The 17,483-nt window shown below is 37.9% G+C and carries 14 protein-coding genes; 4 read left to right on the plus strand and 10 right to left on the minus strand.

The features are described from left to right. Positions 1-300: 300 nt before the first annotated feature. Positions 301-1,290 carry an L-glyceraldehyde 3-phosphate reductase gene (gene mgrA, locus QF042_RS15640; RefSeq protein ID WP_307529991.1) on the plus strand — a complete coding sequence of 330 codons (990 nt, stop codon included), beginning with the start codon at positions 301-303 and terminating at the stop codon, positions 1,288-1,290. Between the two features lie 451 nt (positions 1,291-1,741). On the opposite strand, the gene QF042_RS15645 is transcribed toward mgrA, so the two are convergent. After that, positions 1,742-3,037 carry an IS110 family transposase gene (locus tag QF042_RS15645; RefSeq protein WP_307526004.1) on the minus strand — a complete coding sequence of 432 codons (1,296 nt, stop codon included), beginning with the start codon at positions 3,035-3,037 and terminating at the stop codon, positions 1,742-1,744. A gap of 555 nt (positions 3,038-3,592) precedes the next feature. On the opposite strand from QF042_RS15645, the gene QF042_RS15650 reads away from it, so the two are divergent. Beyond that, on the plus strand, positions 3,593-4,534 hold the full coding sequence (locus QF042_RS15650) for a cation diffusion facilitator family transporter (protein ID WP_307529993.1): 942 nt from the start codon (positions 3,593-3,595) through the stop codon (positions 4,532-4,534). A 57-nt stretch (positions 4,535-4,591) separates the two neighbouring features. Here the strand turns inward: QF042_RS15650 and QF042_RS15655 are convergent, their stop codons facing one another. Beyond that, positions 4,592-5,761 carry a DUF3095 domain-containing protein gene (locus tag QF042_RS15655; protein WP_307529995.1) on the minus strand — a complete coding sequence of 390 codons (1,170 nt, stop codon included), beginning with the start codon at positions 5,759-5,761 and terminating at the stop codon, positions 4,592-4,594. A gap of 155 nt (positions 5,762-5,916) precedes the next feature. Between QF042_RS15655 and QF042_RS15660 the strand changes: the two genes are divergently transcribed. Beyond that, complete coding sequence (locus QF042_RS15660) at positions 5,917-8,418, plus strand: TonB-dependent receptor (RefSeq protein WP_307529997.1); 2,502 nt, start codon at positions 5,917-5,919, stop codon at positions 8,416-8,418. Between the two features lie 231 nt (positions 8,419-8,649). Here QF042_RS15660 and QF042_RS15665 read toward each other — a convergent pair whose 3' ends face one another. The 5 genes from QF042_RS15665 to QF042_RS15685 all read right to left on the minus strand — a co-directional run bounded on the left by QF042_RS15665 (position 8,650) and on the right by QF042_RS15685 (position 13,831). Further along, positions 8,650-8,847, minus strand: a complete 198-nt coding sequence (locus QF042_RS15665; protein WP_307529999.1) for a hypothetical protein — start codon at positions 8,845-8,847, stop codon at positions 8,650-8,652. A 449-nt stretch (positions 8,848-9,296) separates the two neighbouring features. Continuing rightward, a complete protein-coding gene (locus QF042_RS15670) occupies positions 9,297-9,593 on the minus strand; it encodes a Dabb family protein (RefSeq protein ID WP_307530001.1) in 297 nt (98 codons plus the stop codon). Positions 9,594-9,641: 48 nt separating this feature from the next. Continuing rightward, positions 9,642-12,338, minus strand: a complete 2,697-nt coding sequence (ligD, locus tag QF042_RS15675; protein ID WP_307530003.1) for a DNA ligase D — start codon at positions 12,336-12,338, stop codon at positions 9,642-9,644. Positions 12,339-12,348: 10 nt separating this feature from the next. Continuing rightward, entirely contained in the window at positions 12,349-12,522 is a 174-nt protein-coding gene (locus tag QF042_RS15680) for a DUF3606 domain-containing protein (protein WP_307530005.1), read from the minus strand. Positions 12,523-12,628: 106 nt separating this feature from the next. Next, positions 12,629-13,831: a glycosyltransferase family 87 protein gene (locus QF042_RS15685; protein WP_307530007.1), complete on the minus strand. Its 1,203-nt coding sequence runs from the start codon at positions 13,829-13,831 to the stop codon at positions 12,629-12,631. A 300-nt stretch (positions 13,832-14,131) separates the two neighbouring features. On the opposite strand from QF042_RS15685, the gene QF042_RS15690 reads away from it, so the two are divergent. Further along, positions 14,132-14,356: a DUF3606 domain-containing protein gene (locus QF042_RS15690; protein ID WP_307530009.1), complete on the plus strand. Its 225-nt coding sequence runs from the start codon at positions 14,132-14,134 to the stop codon at positions 14,354-14,356. Between the two features lie 21 nt (positions 14,357-14,377). Here the strand turns inward: QF042_RS15690 and QF042_RS15695 are convergent, their stop codons facing one another. The 3 genes from QF042_RS15695 to QF042_RS15705 form a co-directional block, all read right to left on the minus strand. Then, a complete protein-coding gene (locus QF042_RS15695; protein ID WP_307530012.1) occupies positions 14,378-15,514 on the minus strand; it encodes a serine hydrolase in 1,137 nt (378 codons plus the stop codon). Between the two features lie 66 nt (positions 15,515-15,580). Continuing rightward, positions 15,581-16,042: a VOC family protein gene (locus tag QF042_RS15700; RefSeq protein WP_307530015.1), complete on the minus strand. Its 462-nt coding sequence runs from the start codon at positions 16,040-16,042 to the stop codon at positions 15,581-15,583. A 543-nt stretch (positions 16,043-16,585) separates the two neighbouring features. Continuing rightward, positions 16,586-17,416 (minus strand): aldo/keto reductase, encoded by an 831-nt coding sequence (locus QF042_RS15705; protein WP_307530017.1) that lies wholly within the window; start codon positions 17,414-17,416, stop codon positions 16,586-16,588. Positions 17,417-17,483 lie beyond the last annotated feature (67 nt).

A 17,483-nucleotide genomic window follows, 5' to 3' on the forward strand; every position in this document is an offset into this window, starting at 1 on the left:
CAAATATTAAAGAATAATTTACTTTAACAACAGCAATGATACGCTTTGTAGAATTTGTAATAACAAAATGTGGAAGTATTAAAAATTACAAATAGTAATTTTCATAAAAAGGAAGTTAGTATTGATAATTACTTCTCCACGCCTAACGATAACAGAACCTTTAATGGATTTTCCTCCAGCTATTTGCGGCAATGAGCATACTGATTCCGTAACCCCCCACTGAGCTGATGAGAATATTTTAAGCTATATCAATTAAAATCCGCTAAAACTGATTATTATTGCGGTAATCAAATCCCAAATATGAATCAAACCATTTCAACAGATCGTTACGACAAAATGCTATATCGCCGTTGTGGAAACAGTGGCTTAAAATTGCCCGCAATATCGTTGGGTTTATGGCATAATTTCGGACATGTAAACATTTTTGAAAACAGCAAAAACCTAATCTATACTGCTTTTAACAATGGAATTACCCATTTCGATTTAGCAAACAATTATGGCCCGCCTCCCGGTTCGGCTGAAGAGGTTTTCGGAAAAATCCTGCACGAAGATTTTAAGGGCTATCGTGATGAAATGATTATTTCCAGTAAAGCCGGATATACCATGTGGGATGGTCCCTACGGCGACTGGGGTTCGAAAAAATACCTGGTTTCTAGTTTAGAACAGAGCTTAAAACGTATGAAGCTCGATTATGTTGATATTTTTTACCACCACCGTCCAGATCCTGAAACTCCACTTGAAGAAACCATGGGAGCTTTAAGTCTCCTGGTTCAACAGGGAAAAGCTTTATATGTTGGTATTTCGAATTATAAGGCAGAAGAAGCCGCAAAAGCAATCAAAATTTTAAAAGATAATGGCACACCGTGTTTAATTCACCAGCCTAAATACTCGATGTTTGAACGTTGGGTGGAAGATGGTTTACTTGATGTTTTGGCAAAAAATGGTGTAGGCTGTATTCCATTTTCGCCGTTGGCACAAGGTTTACTTACCGATAAATATTTACACGGAATTCCTTCCGATTCGAGAGTAGCTACAAGTGGTATTTTTCTGAAAGAAAGTAATATTACACCCGAGAAATTAGCTGTAATTGCCAAATTAAATGATGTTGCCAAATCTCGCGGACAAAAATTAGTACACATGGCTTTATCGTGGATCTTAAAAGATAAAAGAATTACCACCGTTTTAATTGGTGCCAGTAAACCAGAACAGATTACAGATTCAATTAAAGCTTTGGATAATATTGATTTTAGTGATACAGAAGTAAAACTGATTGACGAAATTTTAAGTTAAAGATCATCGTTATTCTCACGTAATGTCGTTAATTATAGCTTGTTTGACAGTCTGAGCTTGTCGAAGACTTTTAATCATCGAAAAACATATAAAATATGTCCTTCACTTCGGCTTCACTCAGTGAAGGCTGGCTACGATTGGCAGAATGCGTTAGTGTGGTCGTCATTCTCGCGCAGGCGGGAATCTTAAAGCGCTTGCATTAAGATTATCTGCGATGAGCACTTCGTGGTTCCCAATCGAGTTACCAATGACAGATTCTAAAATTGCGTCATCTCGACTGAAGCAAATGCGGAGTGGAGAGATCTTTGGACTATGTTTAAAAGATCTCTCCACTGCGGTCGAGATGACGATTTATCTTACCTGTCACCCAACTCCTTTGTTTTGGCTAAAAACTGATCTCTATCAATGACAGATATTATATATATCTGATAATAAGTGTTTTATGTGTTTATCATTTAGGATCTATTACTTGTAAATTCAGTTCCAGCGCTAGCTTTTTTAGGTATTTTTCTTTTTGTTTGATCATTACCGCTTCGTAATTAGCTACGCCCTGATCAACAAACTCCTGCCCTTTAACCATCAACCTCCAGTACTGTACAGCGATTTTTCGGGCTACGGCCTTTATCGCAATCATTGGGCCCTTGCGTCCCTTAAGTCTTCGTCCAAAGGCCCCAAATGAAATCTTCTTGCTCTTTAGTAGGCTCTGGGCCAATAGCCTGAATATCTGGCCTGCGTTGGGACGTCCTTTTTTCTTAGGCCTTTTATTGGCTTTTCCCGAATGGTTCTGGCCAGGAGAAAGCCCGAGCCAGCTCGTGAAATGTTTTTCAGAAGGCCAACGCTCAAGGTCTGTTCCTGTTTCGCTGTAGATCTGCAGCCATGAATAATCGGTAATACCTGGCAGTACCGTTGCATCCCTGCCTCCGAACAGATCCAGCATGTGTCTGCCGAGTTCATCAATCTGTGGCTTATGGTGCCGTACCGGTTTGCGTGGCCCAGCTTCACGATGGTCTTTATCCTGATTGATCTTACACAGTATATCGTTAAGGGCAGCGTCACATTCTCTAATCTGCATCTGGTAAAACTGATAAGCCTGGTAGGCCTGCCTAAGGGCAAAAAGTCCGCGCTCAGTATAGAAGCCTTCAAGAGCGGCCAGAATCTCGGCTGACTTCTTTTTCAAGATACTCCCATGGCACAGTGAAAGCAGTCTGTGTGGATCACGTTCACCTTCTAATATAGCATGGATAATGGAAATGCCGCTAGCACCCTGTATCTGATCGAGCACTTCAGGCAAACGGATGTTCATTTCGATCATTGCTTTCTGCATATGGTTGATATGCATGGACGCACTGCGCAGATGGTCCTCGCGTAGACGCTGATAACCTCTTACTTCCTTCAGCTCGCCCTGGGCAACAAAGCATCGGTTCAGCAGACCATAGCTATGCAGCTGCTGGATCCACTGGCAGTCCTTAACATCGGTCTTGCGGCCGGGAACTTGGCGGGTCTGGCGCCCATCAACCAGCCATACATCAAATCCATGTTCTACAAGGATATCATATAAGATGACCCAATAGGAACCGGTGGCTTCCATGGCAATGGTCTGGGTACCCTTTTCTATCAGGTAGGACGCTGCTGCTCTAAAATCACCGGTAAAGGTGCCAAAAACCTTTACCTCAGAATAGCCGGGGCTGATGTAGATGTTCCTTGAACCGATATCGATCCCCGCGGAGTTGTTGTGGATAATTTCCATATCAATGACGATAAGTATATAAAACCTTATGCCCAACGGGATGAAAATACAAGGCAGGCTATCATGCGGGCAACCAATAATGGTGCTCCAAACTCCAATACCATCTCCGAAGGAACCATACTACCATGCAGGCAAAAAGCACTATACCGACAAACAGCCAAACTGCATAAGGCTTAATAAAGTTACGAATCTGTCATCAACCCTCCATTGTATTTGAAAAATTCTAACCTCTACCATTGACAGATTCCTATAGAAAGGTCGTCATTGCGAGGAGGAACGACAGCCTGCCCCGATATTTTCGGGGAAGCAATCTTTCCTGCTAGTGATCCCGGCTATAAAGATTGCCTGCCTGCAGCAGGCAGGTTTCCTCGGCTGAAAGAGCCTCATCGCAATGACGACTCCTCGAGGCTTATCACTACGCTAAGAATTATCTGCTATTCCTATTAATTTTTGCAATAATTATTTCTCAAAATGACGGTTCTTTTTCGTTTCAACTTTTAAAACCAAATCGGATAAAAACCGTTTAAGAAATAAATCCTTTACATTTCTTAACCTATGGCAAGAGCCAACAATTCCATTTATAGCGCTTTAGCGGCAAACCTATTAATTGCAGTAACCAAATTTATTGCCGGAGCTTTTACCAACAGTTCATCCATGATTGCCGAAGGTATTCACTCTACCGTTGATACAAGCAACCAATTACTCTTGCTTTACGGATTAAAAAGAAGTGTTAAACCACCTGATAAATCCCGTCCTTTTGGTTATGGTAAGGAGTTGTATTTCTGGTCGTTTATCGTATCCATCATGATTTTTGGTTTAGGTGGCGTGGTTTCTATTTCGCAGGGTATTGCACATATCCGTCACCCTGAGGTTTTGGGCAACCCTACATGGAATTATGTGGTATTGATCTTATCCTTCTTGTTCGAAGGTGCCTCGCTCCTCATCGCCATGAAAGAGTTTAACAAAACAAGGAAAGGTTTACCCTGGTGGAAAGCCATTATTAAAAGTAAAGATCCATCTGGTTTTTTAGTGCTGTTTGAAGATGGTGCAGCCGTTTTAGGGTTGTTAATCGTTTTTATTTTTATGGTGCTGAGCCATAACTTAAATATGCCATTTCTTGACGGATTGGCCTCCGTTCTGGTAGGTACTTTGCTTATTTTTGTTTCATTTATACTGGCCAGAGAAAGCCGTAGTTTATTGATGGGCGAAGGTTTAACGCCCGAAACACAACAAAAGATTAAAGAATTGGCCGAAAGTGACCGGGATGTGATTACAGTAACGAGTATCCTTTCTCAATATCAATCGCCAAAAGAGGTATTATTGGTACTTATACTCACCTTTAATGCGGAATTAAACACGACAGACCTCACCAATGCCATTGACCGGCTGAGGGATAAAATAAAATCAGAATATAATGTGATTAAATTTGTGATTATCCAGCCACAATCTGTAGATGTTACCGAAAGTGATTTTAGTAAAGATATCCATTTAGAATAATGAGGCTTTCTCAAAAATATTTCAATCGGTTAAAAATCGCAGCCCCTAATAAATGCGCTATACTGCTTTAGTTAATTTATTACGGATTTTTTGTTTAAGTATTCCTGCGGCCTGGGTATATCCTCCATCGGCTCCATCAACAAAATGAATGTGATCATCTTCCAGATCCCTAACGTAACAAGACATGATAGATTCGCCACTTACATATAGGGCATATAAAATTTCATCATCCTTTTCGAGCTGATCGAGCTCGTTCTGTAAGGTTAATCGTTGCTGTGCAGTCCCGGTAATAACAGTATTTATCCTTCCGTCTATCACTAACGTATCCGACATTTCTACAAGCTGTTTAAGGTATTTTTTACCACGCTCCGTTCGGAAATAGATATATCCATAAATATTGATGAGCCAAGATTTAATCAGTTCAAAAAGTTTAATCTTGCCAATTCGGTGTTTCATCTCCTTCCCTAAACTGTTGAAGCTGGTTTTAAAAATCAATTTAGAAACTGAAATTGGCTGACGTTTTTCTGGACTTCCATAAACTTGATCGAGGTGATGGATCACTTTGCTGAACACTGTTGCCTGTTGTTCTATTTCTGAAGCGATAACAATCAGTGTAACTATCTCATCACCGTTTTCAGGTGGTTCAATCTTGTCCCAACGACATTGCATCCCACTTAAATCGATTTCATCGCCTGCAGTATTATGACCAGTTAACCGGTAATGCTCTCCTTTTATAATTTGTTCGGCATAAGCCAGGCCATCTCCCAAAACAATGGGTATAGAAAATGTTTCTGCGCTGTTAAATCTACAAATCTTAAGGCTATGGCCTTGTTTGTAAATTTCTTTAACTGGCATAATCCCAGTCCTTAAATCGAGGTTAAAATTCCGTAAGGTGTTATCCTTGTATTTTAACAGCGATTTCATTACATCATCTACAATACTGGGCGGAACAATAAATGTGGCTCCATCGCCACCAAAGAAGAATGGTACTGAAATATTTGCTTTAAATGCAATGTTGAGCACGGCAACAATACTTCCCGTAGCAATAAGGTTAACATTTTCGTGTAAACCTGAATTTACGGCAGCTGTTGAACGCTTGATATCGGTAATGATTACACACCAGCTGGCAAGCACTTTTTCAAATAACCGATTTTGAATCAATAATTTATGCAGTGGCATTTTATGAATGGGCAAATTGGAATAGAAATGGTCTTCGCTATGTTGCATAATTCGAATTAGTAAACTCTAATATACGCATTCGAAAACGCCTGTATTTCAAAAAGCTCACCGAAACCTAATCTTATTTAGAATAATTAAAAATAATTTTGTTATTCCGTACAAAAACGCTTCCTTTGCGCCAACTAAGAATTAATCTAAATAAGATGAATAAAAAAATTACCCTTCTTTTAAATTTTATAGCTTTTTTCCTGTTTTTAGCAGGAAACACAATGGCACAAAGCAAAAATGGATCTGTTTCTGGTTCTATTAAAACCAGCGATGGCAATCCGGCTGCTTATGTAAATGTTGGTTTAAAAAACACAGGTAAAACTACACAAACAGATGAGAAAGGTAACTTTACCATCAAAAATATAACGCCTGGCACCTATTCCATTAAAACATCTGCTATTGGTGTTTCTGCTCAGGAAAAATCGGTTACTGTTATTGCAGGTCAGACTGTAAACACAGATTTCTCCATTGCTGAATCTTCTTCACAATTAGATGAAGTAGCCATTAATGGTTACAAAACGCCAAACAGAAAACCGGCTAGTCTGGGTAAAATTGCCATTGCTCCTATGGATCTTCCACAGGCTGTGCAGATTATCGGCAATCAAGTTATTACAGATCAACAAGCCAACCGCTTAAGTGATGTGCTTAAAAATGTAAACGGTGTAGCTTTCGCAGAAAATCGTGGCTCAGTAAGTGGCGAAACTTTTTTTGCTCGCGGTTATAATTTAGGTGCTAATAATGTTTTCAAAAATGGATCACGTGCTACCAGTGGTGGTATGCCCGAAACTAGTACTTTAGAATCGGTAGAGGTTTTAAAAGGAAGTGCTGCATTACTTTATGGCGGTGTAAGCGGTGGAGCTGTAGTAAATTTGGTTACAAAGAAACCTAAATTCGAAAATGGTGGCGAAGTATCAATGCGTACAGGCAGTTATAGTATGTACAAACCAACGGCCGACATTTATGGTCCGATTACAAATAACCTCGCTTTCCGTTTAATCGGAACCTACGAAGATGCTGCAAGTTTTAGAAACAGTGTAACTTCAAATAGAATTTATGTAAATCCATCTTTGCTTTATAAAATTGGCCAGAAAACGGATATCTTATTACAAGGAGATTATTTGAAAAGCAACATGACACCAGATTTTGGTATAGGTACCGTGGAAAACCAAATTGCCGACATCGGCCGTAAAGCTTTTGTAAATGCACCTTGGGCATACAACAAAACAAATACCGCTACTTCGCAATTAAGTGTTAACCATAAATTTAATGATAACTGGAAATTGAACGTATTAGCTAATCTGCAATCTTACAACCGTAATTATTTCAGTGCAGAGCGTCCGTTTGCAGATACCAAAATAGCAAATCCGCTTCCTTATGGTTTTGCTTTACGTAACATTACCCGCTCCAAAACAAGAGAATTTACATATAACGAACAGATTAACTTAAACGGTTATTTTAAAACCGGAAGCATAAGCCACACTTTATTGGTTGGTGCTGATGCTGATCAATCGCGTACCACTAGTGGTGGATTTACTTATGGCAATAATAACGCTGCTACTTTTAACTATGGCACCGTAAACCTCCTTGATCCATCAACTTATTTTGGATCGGGTATTGAACCGAATGTGAACGTAGTTTCTGAAGTTTTTGCACCATTGTACCGCATGGGCACTTTTGTTCAGGATTTAGTTTCGATTACTGATAAATTTAAAGTACTTGCCGGGATTCGTTATACTTTCCAGAAAACACCTAGAACAGTTACTACAAACTTAGCCACAGGTGTACAAACCTTAAGTGTTAATAGCTTAGATAAATCAAAAGTAGAAAGTGCATTTACACCGAAATTTGGATTGATCTACCAACCGTTAAAAACAACATCGGTTTATGCTAGTTATTCGAGCAATTTTGTTCAGAATACCGGAACCGATATAAATTTAGCGCCATTAGATCCATCAACATTGCAACAGTATGAAGCTGGCGTTAAAAACGATTTATTTAAAGGCAGATTATCGGTTAACTTAACCTGGTACAGGATTGCGAATGATAAATTTGCACAACAAGCTCTTATCAATGCACAAGGAGCACCAAACGGTGATACGAATATTAAAGAGCTTAATGGAAAATCATTAAGTGATGGTTTAGAACTTGATATTACTGGTACAATTGTAAAGGGCTTAAACTTTATTGCTGGTTATAGCTACAACTTTATCCGTTATACAGAAACCCGTGACAGAACAGTTTTAAAAGTGGCTGCACCAACTCAAGCCAATCCTAATGCAACTAGAGATGTTATCGTAGGTGGTATAATAGAAGGGCAACGATTGGTTGGTTCTACAAAAAATACAGCCAATGGCACCTTATTTTATACCTTCCAGGATGGAAGCGTTAAAGGCTTAAAGCTTGGTGCCTCTGCTTACTATACTGGAGCCCGTAACGGTGGTTATAACGACACTAAAGTTCAAACCTATAGTAGATTAATTCCATTAAGCGCATTCACCACATTCGACCTCTCTGCTGGTTATAATTGGAAAAAACTTTCATTATTAGCTAAAGTTTCGAACCTTACCAATGAGTTGAATTATTTCGTTCACGAAAACTATAGCGTAAACCCTATTGCTCCACGCCAGTTTGTAACTACATTATCTTATAAATTCTAATTCAAAGAATTAGTTAGGTAAAAAGCTCCGGATCAACAGATCCGGAGCTTTTTATTTTCATTTAGGCAATTGCTTAAGTATGGTCCATTGCTGGCATTGTTTTTTATTCTTTTTGATCAGCGTGATAGCAGAATTTAAGCTAAAACTAAGTGAGTGATTAGCAAGGCAAAGCCAATGGTACAAGATAAATTCTCATCACAACACAACCAATTGGTTAAGCCAATAAAGAAATTAAACAATAATTAGGATAGTGCCCGATTTAAATAATTTAAAGTAATAGTGAAACTCACCGTGACGATTTACTTTTTCGATTTCACACACTTTACCCGATTTACCATATTCATCAGATAATAAATCACCAATTTTAATGCTATCTAACTGATTTACATTAAGCGATGCTCTTTTAATTAATGTAGCTGTTTTTTCCATATAATTGCAGTTTGAAGTATTTACGTAATTGAAAACGCTTTGATTTTGTAGTATCTTAAATTACTTATTAATTAATAGCAAACATACAAAATCGTAGTCTTAATTAGCAATATACAATCTTATAAATCTACTCAATGATAAGGCCTCATTTATTTTGGTGAGAATTTACACCATTCTTCGCTCGTAAAAACTAAACTAATATAAGGAAAAGGGGTTGATAAATAGCAACCTGCCTCCCATTTGGCCTATTCTCGAAATAATTATCGAAATCGAGGTTTTTTGGTAGCCATCTAAAAGGCATTAAAACTGATCAAAGGAAAGTTATCTATACATGCCTTTACATTTAATGATTGATTTAACAAATATCATATTATTAGAATCCAAATAATAAATTCGATTTATTAACAGGCAAAAAAAATACCTCCGATTTTCATTGGAGGTATTTTCTATTATTCTGCGTCGTAAATTACAACCTTTTCGAAGTAAACCCTGAATTCGTCCAGGAAAGCTTTATGCAATGGGTGAACCTGATAAACATCATGTGCAGCTAAATCTTCAAATAACAGGAGGAGGCTAAATGTATAAGTAGTATCTACAACAGCACGCTCAATTGGTGCTGGTATGCCAATGTGAAAAGTTTTAACAACTTCAATGTTTTCTAATGTTTGTAAGCTATTGCGAAAAGCAATTTTCTGCTCATCGGTGGTATCGGCTTTTAGCCAGAATAAAACGTGGTGTGCGATCATTTTTTAATTTTTTCCAAATATAATGAAAGCCAGAAAAGATCATAAGCTTTATCCAAAAACACTTTTGGCTTTATCAATAGCCTTTGTTAAATCGATTCCCTTGCCTAGTACACCTTTAAACAGATCTCCTTCTACTTTTAAGCGATCGATGGCATTAAAAATATTAAAATCTTTCATTTTTAAGCCGGGCTTTACTTCATCCCAATGCAAGGGCATTGATACGGTTGCACCAATTTTCGGCCGTAATGAATAAGGCCCGGCAATAGTTGCCCCTGGCCTATTCTGTAAAAAATCGAGGTACATTTTTCCTTTTCTGGCGGCTATCATACGCTCTAGTGAAGTATATTCGGGTATTTGATTGTGCACGAGGTTAACTATTATTTTAGCAAACATCTGACTTTGATCATAAGTATATTTGGCATTTAACGGAATGTAAATATGCATTCCGGTTGAACCTGATGTTTTACAATAACTGGGAACATTTATGGCATCTAATACTTTTTTAGTTTCTAACGCAGCCTCAACCACCTGATCAAAAGTATGTTTATCGGGGTCTAAATCAATTACACAGTAATCGGGATTATCGGGACTTTGCACCCGGCTAAACCAAGGATTCATTTCTATACAGCCTAAACTGGCCATCCAGAGTAAGGAAGCTTCATCTGTTCCAACCAGGTATTCTTTTTTTTCGCCTTCGCCATTTTCGTAAGGAAAAGTTTCGGCCCAATCTGGTGCTTTTCCTTTTACATCTTTCTGGTAAAAACTAGGCCCATGTATTCCGCCCGGAAAGCGGTTAAGCGATTGCGGACGGTCTTTCAGGTAAGGTAAAATATATTCAGCAACCTGGTAATAGTAGTTAAACATATCTCTTTTGGTTACTTTATCTTCGGGCCAGTATACTTTACTCAGGTTGGTAAATTTAAGTTGATGGCCTTTAATTTTCCTTACCTGTGTTTCATCTTTAGGGTTCAACAAAGTTTTGGGTTCTTTACCTTCTGGTGCTTTTATTGCCTGCGCATGTGGGTTTTGCTCCTTAGCGTCGTCAACAATTTTTTCTGTCAGCATTTCCACTTCTCTCACCACTTCTTTGGCGTTTTTATCTTCGCGCATACCCTGAAAAGATGGGTGACGAAAAACGCCATCGCTAGTGACTTCAGCAAAAGCAACTTCGCATACCAATTCGGGCTTTAGCCAGGTCGCTTTTGCATGTGGTGGATTTGGCCTGAAGCGCGAGGGTTTATTTACATCGGGTATACTTTCGAAGGGGCTTTTATCGATAATAATCGGTTTAAACTGCTCCATCATTGTTTTTTGAAGTTTATCTGAAAATCCTGTACCTACTTTGCCCACATATTGTAATTTTCCCTTTTCGTACACGCCTAATAGTAAAGAGCTGAAAGGTTTCGTAGTATCGGCATTTTTAGTAAAACCGGCAATTATCACTTCTTGCCGCTTCTGCACCTTAATTTTAAGCCACTCTTTCGATCTATAGCTTGTAGTATAAGTGCTATCTATTTTTTTTGCAATAATTCCCTCCAAGCCCATCCTTTCGGCTGCATTAAAAAAATCGACACCACTGGCTTTGAAAACTTTCCCTAAACGTACCCGATCATCGCTCGTAGGCAGAACTTCATTTAATATGGCCTGGCGTTGATAAAGCGGTAACTCCATCAGGTTCTTACCTTCGTACCAGAGGAGATCGAACACATAAAAAACAAGTTCTCCATCTGCTTCGCTTCTCCAATTCTGCAGGGAGCCAAAATTAGATATACCTTTGTTATTTAACACTAAAATCTCACCATCAAATACCGCATTTATCTCCCAACCCGAAAGCAAATCGTAAATGGGATAAAATTTTTCGTTAAAGGATTTATTATTTCTTGATAACAAATCAACCTTTCCTTTATTGATAAATGCCAGGGCCCGATAACCATCCCATTTTACCTCATACTGCCAATTTGGATCATCGAAAGGTTCGTCAACCAAGGTGGCCAGCATGGGTTTTATCCCCTTTGGAATAGCTGTTTTGGGTGCTTTTTTTAGTATATTTTTTACGTCGACGGTTATCTCATCGCCCACTGGCTTAATTTCTTTCTTTGCTTTTTGCTTCGGGCTTTTTTTTTCAATTTTTATATCCTGCTCTTTTCCTGCTTTCCAAACCTTCTCGGATGTTTCTTCCATCTTTTCGATTGTTTTTCCAGAAAGTACAGATTTATCTTCTTTGGTAATGTCTTTTGTAGAGGCGTAATCGTCTTTATGTTTAATTAACAGCCAGCCATTTTCCCCCATACCATGTGTTTTAACAAGCGCAAACTCGCCATGAAGCTTTTCTCCGTTTAGCTTGATTTTTAAAGAACCATCTTTTAACTGGCCTAATAAATGTTTTTCCTGTGCTTTTTTGCCTTTAATTGCTTCTATCGGCTCATAAGTTCCTTCATCCCATACAATAACTGTCCCTCCACCATATTCACCCTGTGGGATAATGCCTTCAAAATCTTTGTAATCGTATGGATGATCTTCTACCATCATGGCCAGGCGTTTGGTTTTCGGATCGGTTGATGGTCCTTTAGGTATGGCCCAGCTTTTTAGAACGCCTTCCATTTCGAGTCTGAAATCGTAGTGCAACCGCGAAGCATCGTGTTTTTGGACCACAAAATGTAATTTATCCTGATCGCTGCTTTTGCCCGATTTTGGTTCAGTAGTTTTTGAGAAATCGCGTTTGGCAACATACTTTTTCAGACTCATAATCAATGTTTTACTTTTTCAAATAATTTTCAACTGCGCGGGCAGAGGTACCAACTGTTTGCACTACAGCTTTCAGCTTATCTTTGCTCACCCCTAATTTGTTAGACCAATAATCCACCTCATAACCTTCGTTAATGTTGATCCTAGTCCGATCAGCATTACCGCTTTTTTGTTTATCATCCATAATTATTTTTGATTAGACAGTTATAAAACAGCCCAATAACAAAAAAGGTTTTAACAGCCGTTTTTACATACGGATATTAAAACCTTAAAAAAGTAAAATTTACATATTAATCTACAAGCGCAGTAAGTTTCTCTGTTTCTTCTTCATGCGCTAACCTATCCCTGGTAGCAATATTGATAACCCTCAACCACACTAAAAAATATGGAAAGCTAATAATAGCTAGCCATAAAGGATGGGCTTTTGCAAATGAAGGAAATAACAGTAATGGGAAATTGCAGGTAATGATCAGTAAAACTGGTAGCAATATTTTTTTCATGACCTTATTATTTTCTTTAACATACCAAATGCCTACCCCCATTATCGAAATAATAAAAGTACAATCTTCGGCCCCGGTACTAAATAATACAGGAAACAGCATCACCGAAGAAAGGATCATTAATTGAAACCTAGCTTTCGAAAAACTTACCGTACGACTAAAAGGTAACATAAATACCAAAGAACCGATTGTTAGAAAGAGAAAATTGGAAATCCCTGGCTGATTTAAAAGTTGCCTAAAGAAACCCATAATCGAAATATCTCCACCACCTGAAACATTAAGCATATTTTTCCCAATCAGTGAGTTTTTCCAATCGATATAACTTTGTGCAACAAAATCTGGAGAGGCAAACAACATTGGCAGTAAGAATATCACTATCGACCACATGATTAACCATAATACAAAAACTGGCTTTCTCCGGGCAAAAAAGAAGAATGCTAAACCCACAATACCATAAAGCTTAATAAATGTGCCCAGTACAATGCAAAATGCAGACCATATTCCTTTATCTTTATTTATTTGCGTATAACTTAATATCATTAATGCTGCTGCACCAGCATTAAACTGCTGGTTAAGCATCGATTCTATTAAACAGGGAATGGCGATATAACCGATCATTACCTTTTTATCCTCACTTAAAGGCAAAGTTTGAACAGCTTTAAAAAGCAGGAAACAGTTAAACAGGTTCCAAAAGAGTAAGCCAATCCAGTTAGGCAATAAGGCAAACGGAGCAATTAAAACACTAAAAATAGGACCATAATGATTGGCATCTTCGTGATAAGCCGGGTACCATGCATAAAGAGATTTTTCTTGAAGAAGATTTCTGAACGTATTCTCGAAAATGAGGTAGTTATTATACCTATGCGTTGCCCAGGAATCGATTACAAAAATGAGTGTAATCAATACCCAAAGAAATAATACAAAACGATTGTCCTGATAAAATTTGGTACGTTGAGATGTATCAGGAGCGCTGGTTAGAAAATGATTTAGCATTTGTAAAAATTACATTACAATACAATAATAAAAATGCTAGTTGACAATTCCTAATGTTTTGTAAAGAAAATGTTACTCTTTTTTTGAGTTCAAAATATTGCTCAAAAAGACAGCCCTAAATCGATTTTTAAGACCAGTTTTACCATTGGTTTAGTTCAATTATATATTGTTGCTTGTCAATCATTAACAACTAAAGCTTTCGCATAGTTACATTTGATTTATCTATCAGCAAAAATCCAAAACCAAATCAGAATTAGCGGTGTTTATATTACATATTAACTAACCAAAAATCGGTAAAAGATGGAATATCAAATTAATTCGATGAATGCCCGGAAGGAGTTTATTGAGATTGCAGATGAGCAGGATCGCAATTACTGGGCAGCCAGACTAGGCGTTACAGCTGAAAAATTAAAATCAGTGGTTAAAGCTATTCAGAGTATGGAATTTTCTATTGTAAAAGAATATTTGACAATGGAAAAAATTAAATCAGGAAATACCTACTCACGTTTCCTTAATCCGTCGTAACTAGTATAGGTTAATTTAGGTTTAATTAATAAATGCCTGATATAAACTGTTGATAGCTGTCCTGCTAAAATCAGGAAAGCCATCGGTATAGGTAGCATTTATACCGTTTGTAATAATAACGAAACCAAATTTTTCTTTCGGATTAAAAAACATGGTGCTGAACAAGCCGTAAGCTGAACCTGTATGCCCTTTCAGTTTTACACCAGGGATGAGATGGTCTGCAGTCCTGATGGCCAGGCCATATCCCTCATCATCAGTTAAGGCAGTTTGCATCGTTTTCGCACTCTTTTTAGTCATTATTTTAATACCATTTGATGTGCCATAATTCATGTGCATGATCATGTATTTAGCTAAATCAATAGCAGAAATCTTCATTCCACCTGTAGGCGAAAAAACAGGTGTACTATAACCCATTATATAATTTGCAATTTCTGCTCTTCGTGGCGCATATGCGGTTGGCGAGGAGGTATAGGTTTTCGTATCAGCATGATATTCATATAGATTAACAAAACGGGTGCTATCTAACGAATCGACGCAATAACCTGCATAAAGACCTAAGGGTTTTAATACATGGTTTTTCACATAATTATCGAAACGTTCGCCCGATTTTTTCTCGATGATTGTACCGATCAGGTTAAAATTAAGATTGCAATAATCAAACTTGCTTCCCGGGGCATAATCGTTATAACACTTGGCCCAGTCTGGATTTTTATCGGGATTGATCACATCGAGATTTAAATAACCTTGCGAATCGTTTAAACCGGAGGTATGCGACAAAGCCATTTTTAAAGTAATTTTCTGATCGGGGAATTTTGGATTCCTGATTTTAAATCCCACCAGATCCCCAAAATCATCATTTAAAGAAATCTTACCTGCTTCTACCAGTTGCATAATGGATGTTGCCGAGAAAGATTTAGAGATCGAAGCAATCCTGAAAATATCCTGATTGGTTAAAGGCGTTTTATTTTCTAAATCCTTTAAGCCAAAAGCATGGGTATAAATGATCTTGCCATCCTTAACTACAGCCACAGCAGCACCCACCGCACTAAACTTCTCCATTATTTGCTTAAAATCTGTTTCAGCTTTTTCGTTTTGTGCTTTTGATTGAGTGATTAAACCAACGATCAAAAAAAATGCATAAAAATATTTAAGTTTCATGGGCTTGTAGAATAAGGAATAAATATAAACGATGTGGTAAAACAAAGTTCTGACGTACCAAAAAATTTACCTGGCGTCGTTTACTTCCAGCCAATGTCCATCCGGATCCTTAAAATAAATCTGCTTTACGCCATCTACCCGCAGGGTAATTCCTTTTTCTTTCCCGGCCCAATCCTCAAAGCTGATATTTTTGGCATTCAGCTTCTTTACAAAATCATCAACAGAAGGAACGCTGAAACATAAATGTGCATTTTTATCGAAAACCTCATTTCCTTTCGCGCCCTGGATTAAATGCAACTGTCCGGCTGGCCCTAAAGTAAACCAGGTATGGCGGTTATCTTTAAAAGGTTCGGGAATGATTTTAAGGTTGAACACACTTTCGTAAAAAGTAGTTGCTTTGCTCAGATCAGTTACATAAACAGCAATATGATTTAAAACAGCAGGTAAGTTTTCGGGTTTATTTTGCGCCATGGCTTTCTGAAAAATGATAGAAAACAAGATAATAATAAATAGGAAGATTTTTTTCATGTTTAAATATCAAACTTATAAAGGAATAATTTTAATAAATTTTTTAATACAGTCTTCGACTCCGCTTAGGGTAGCAAAACACAGCGGGTTATTTATTGAGCAGATTTATTAACCACAGATAAAAAGGATAAACACAGATAATATAACTTAGTTAACATTTTTTACTTATAGATGCTTCGACTCCGCTCAGCATGACAAAGCGCGTAAAAGCCCAAAAGCGCGATCGTCATTTCGACTGAAGCGCAGCGAAACGGAGAAATCTTTGAGTTTTGATCATCTATCCAGTAAAGATCCTGAAACAAGTTCAGGATGACGAAACGATGTAATTTATTTATGCTAAAAAACTTGCTTTGCAGTGCCTTTGGGTTCTTTGTTGCGCTACCATTGAAAGACTTCAACAAAAAAATCGTCATTTCGACTGGAGCGCAGTCCCGAACTTTCGGGAGAGAGATCTATCTAGACAGATTTTGCTTCGCAGAGCCTTCGGGTTCTCGGCTGCGTTGCACTCCGCTCGAAATGACGATCGCGGGGAATTTTCCGTTCTTATTTCGCTAAACTTTCAAATTCTGCATCAGTTAATTCGATCTCTGTAGCTTTTAAATTTTCTTCTAAATGCACAATAGATTTTGTTCCAGGTATTAACAGGATGTTTGAAGATCTTTTTAATAACCAGGCCAGTGCAATCTGTGCTGTAGTGGCCTGATGTTTTTCTGCAATTGCTTTAATCTTATCTTCCAATTTATCAGGACCAGAAGCCAATGGAAACCAGGGAATAAAAGCCAAACCTTGTTCAGCGGTAAAATCTAATACACGCTCCCATTGCCTATTGGCCAGATTGTATAAATTTTGAACTGAAACAATCGGCAGAATATCCTGAACCTGCTTAATCTGATCGATGGTTACTTCAGATAGACCCACATATTTTATTTTACCTTCTTTTACCGCTTCTACCACAGGAGCAAGAGTTTTGGCAACATCAACATTAGGATCGATCCGGTGTAACTGCCATAAATCTATGGTATCTACCTTTAAACGCTGTAAACTACCTTCAATATTTTCTTTGATATTTTCCGGAGAGCCGTTGGGTACCCAGTTATTAGGACCTGGTCTATCAAAACCGCCTTTGGTGGCAATAAGGAGATCCTTTTTATAAGGATATAATGCATTAGCGATTAAAGACTCGTTAAATTTTGGTCCATATGCTTCGGCTGTATCAATAAAATTAACGCCATTTGCTACAGCTTCTTGCAAAACCTTAATGGCATTCTCCCGATCGTCCACTTCGCCAAAAACACCCTTGCCTGTTAATTGCATCGCGCCATAACCTAAACGGTTAATTTCTAATTCGCCTATTTTAAATGTTGTATTTCCCATGTTTTAGATATGATGAAAAAATTCTATATGATAAAGATAAACCCTAAATAGGCGGCATTGTTTTAAA

Origin of the sequence: Pedobacter sp. W3I1, from assembly GCF_030816015.1 — a bacterium.
Lineage (GTDB): Bacteria > Bacteroidota > Bacteroidia > Sphingobacteriales > Sphingobacteriaceae > Pedobacter.

Bases quoted from the DNA above. Each gene is read 5' to 3' on its own strand.
- mgrA (WP_307529991.1), top strand. From the start codon at position 301: ATGAATCAAACCATTTCAACAGATCGTTACGACAAAATGCTATATCGC.
- QF042_RS15645 (WP_307526004.1), bottom strand. From the start codon at position 3,037: ATGGAAATTATCCACAACAACTCCGCGGGGATCGATATCGGTTCAAGG.
- QF042_RS15650 (WP_307529993.1), top strand. From the start codon at position 3,593: ATGGCAAGAGCCAACAATTCCATTTATAGCGCTTTAGCGGCAAACCTA.
- QF042_RS15655 (WP_307529995.1), bottom strand. From the start codon at position 5,761: ATGCAACATAGCGAAGACCATTTCTATTCCAATTTGCCCATTCATAAA.
- QF042_RS15660 (WP_307529997.1), top strand. From the start codon at position 5,917: ATGAATAAAAAAATTACCCTTCTTTTAAATTTTATAGCTTTTTTCCTG.
- QF042_RS15665 (WP_307529999.1), bottom strand. From the start codon at position 8,847: ATGGAAAAAACAGCTACATTAATTAAAAGAGCATCGCTTAATGTAAAT.
- QF042_RS15670 (WP_307530001.1), bottom strand. From the start codon at position 9,593: ATGATCGCACACCACGTTTTATTCTGGCTAAAAGCCGATACCACCGAT.
- ligD (WP_307530003.1), bottom strand. From the start codon at position 12,338: ATGAGTCTGAAAAAGTATGTTGCCAAACGCGATTTCTCAAAAACTACT.
- QF042_RS15680 (WP_307530005.1), bottom strand. From the start codon at position 12,522: ATGGATGATAAACAAAAAAGCGGTAATGCTGATCGGACTAGGATCAAC.
- QF042_RS15685 (WP_307530007.1), bottom strand. From the start codon at position 13,831: ATGCTAAATCATTTTCTAACCAGCGCTCCTGATACATCTCAACGTACC.
- QF042_RS15690 (WP_307530009.1), top strand. From the start codon at position 14,132: ATGGAATATCAAATTAATTCGATGAATGCCCGGAAGGAGTTTATTGAG.
- QF042_RS15695 (WP_307530012.1), bottom strand. From the start codon at position 15,514: ATGAAACTTAAATATTTTTATGCATTTTTTTTGATCGTTGGTTTAATC.
- QF042_RS15700 (WP_307530015.1), bottom strand. From the start codon at position 16,042: ATGAAAAAAATCTTCCTATTTATTATTATCTTGTTTTCTATCATTTTT.
- QF042_RS15705 (WP_307530017.1), bottom strand. From the start codon at position 17,416: ATGGGAAATACAACATTTAAAATAGGCGAATTAGAAATTAACCGTTTA.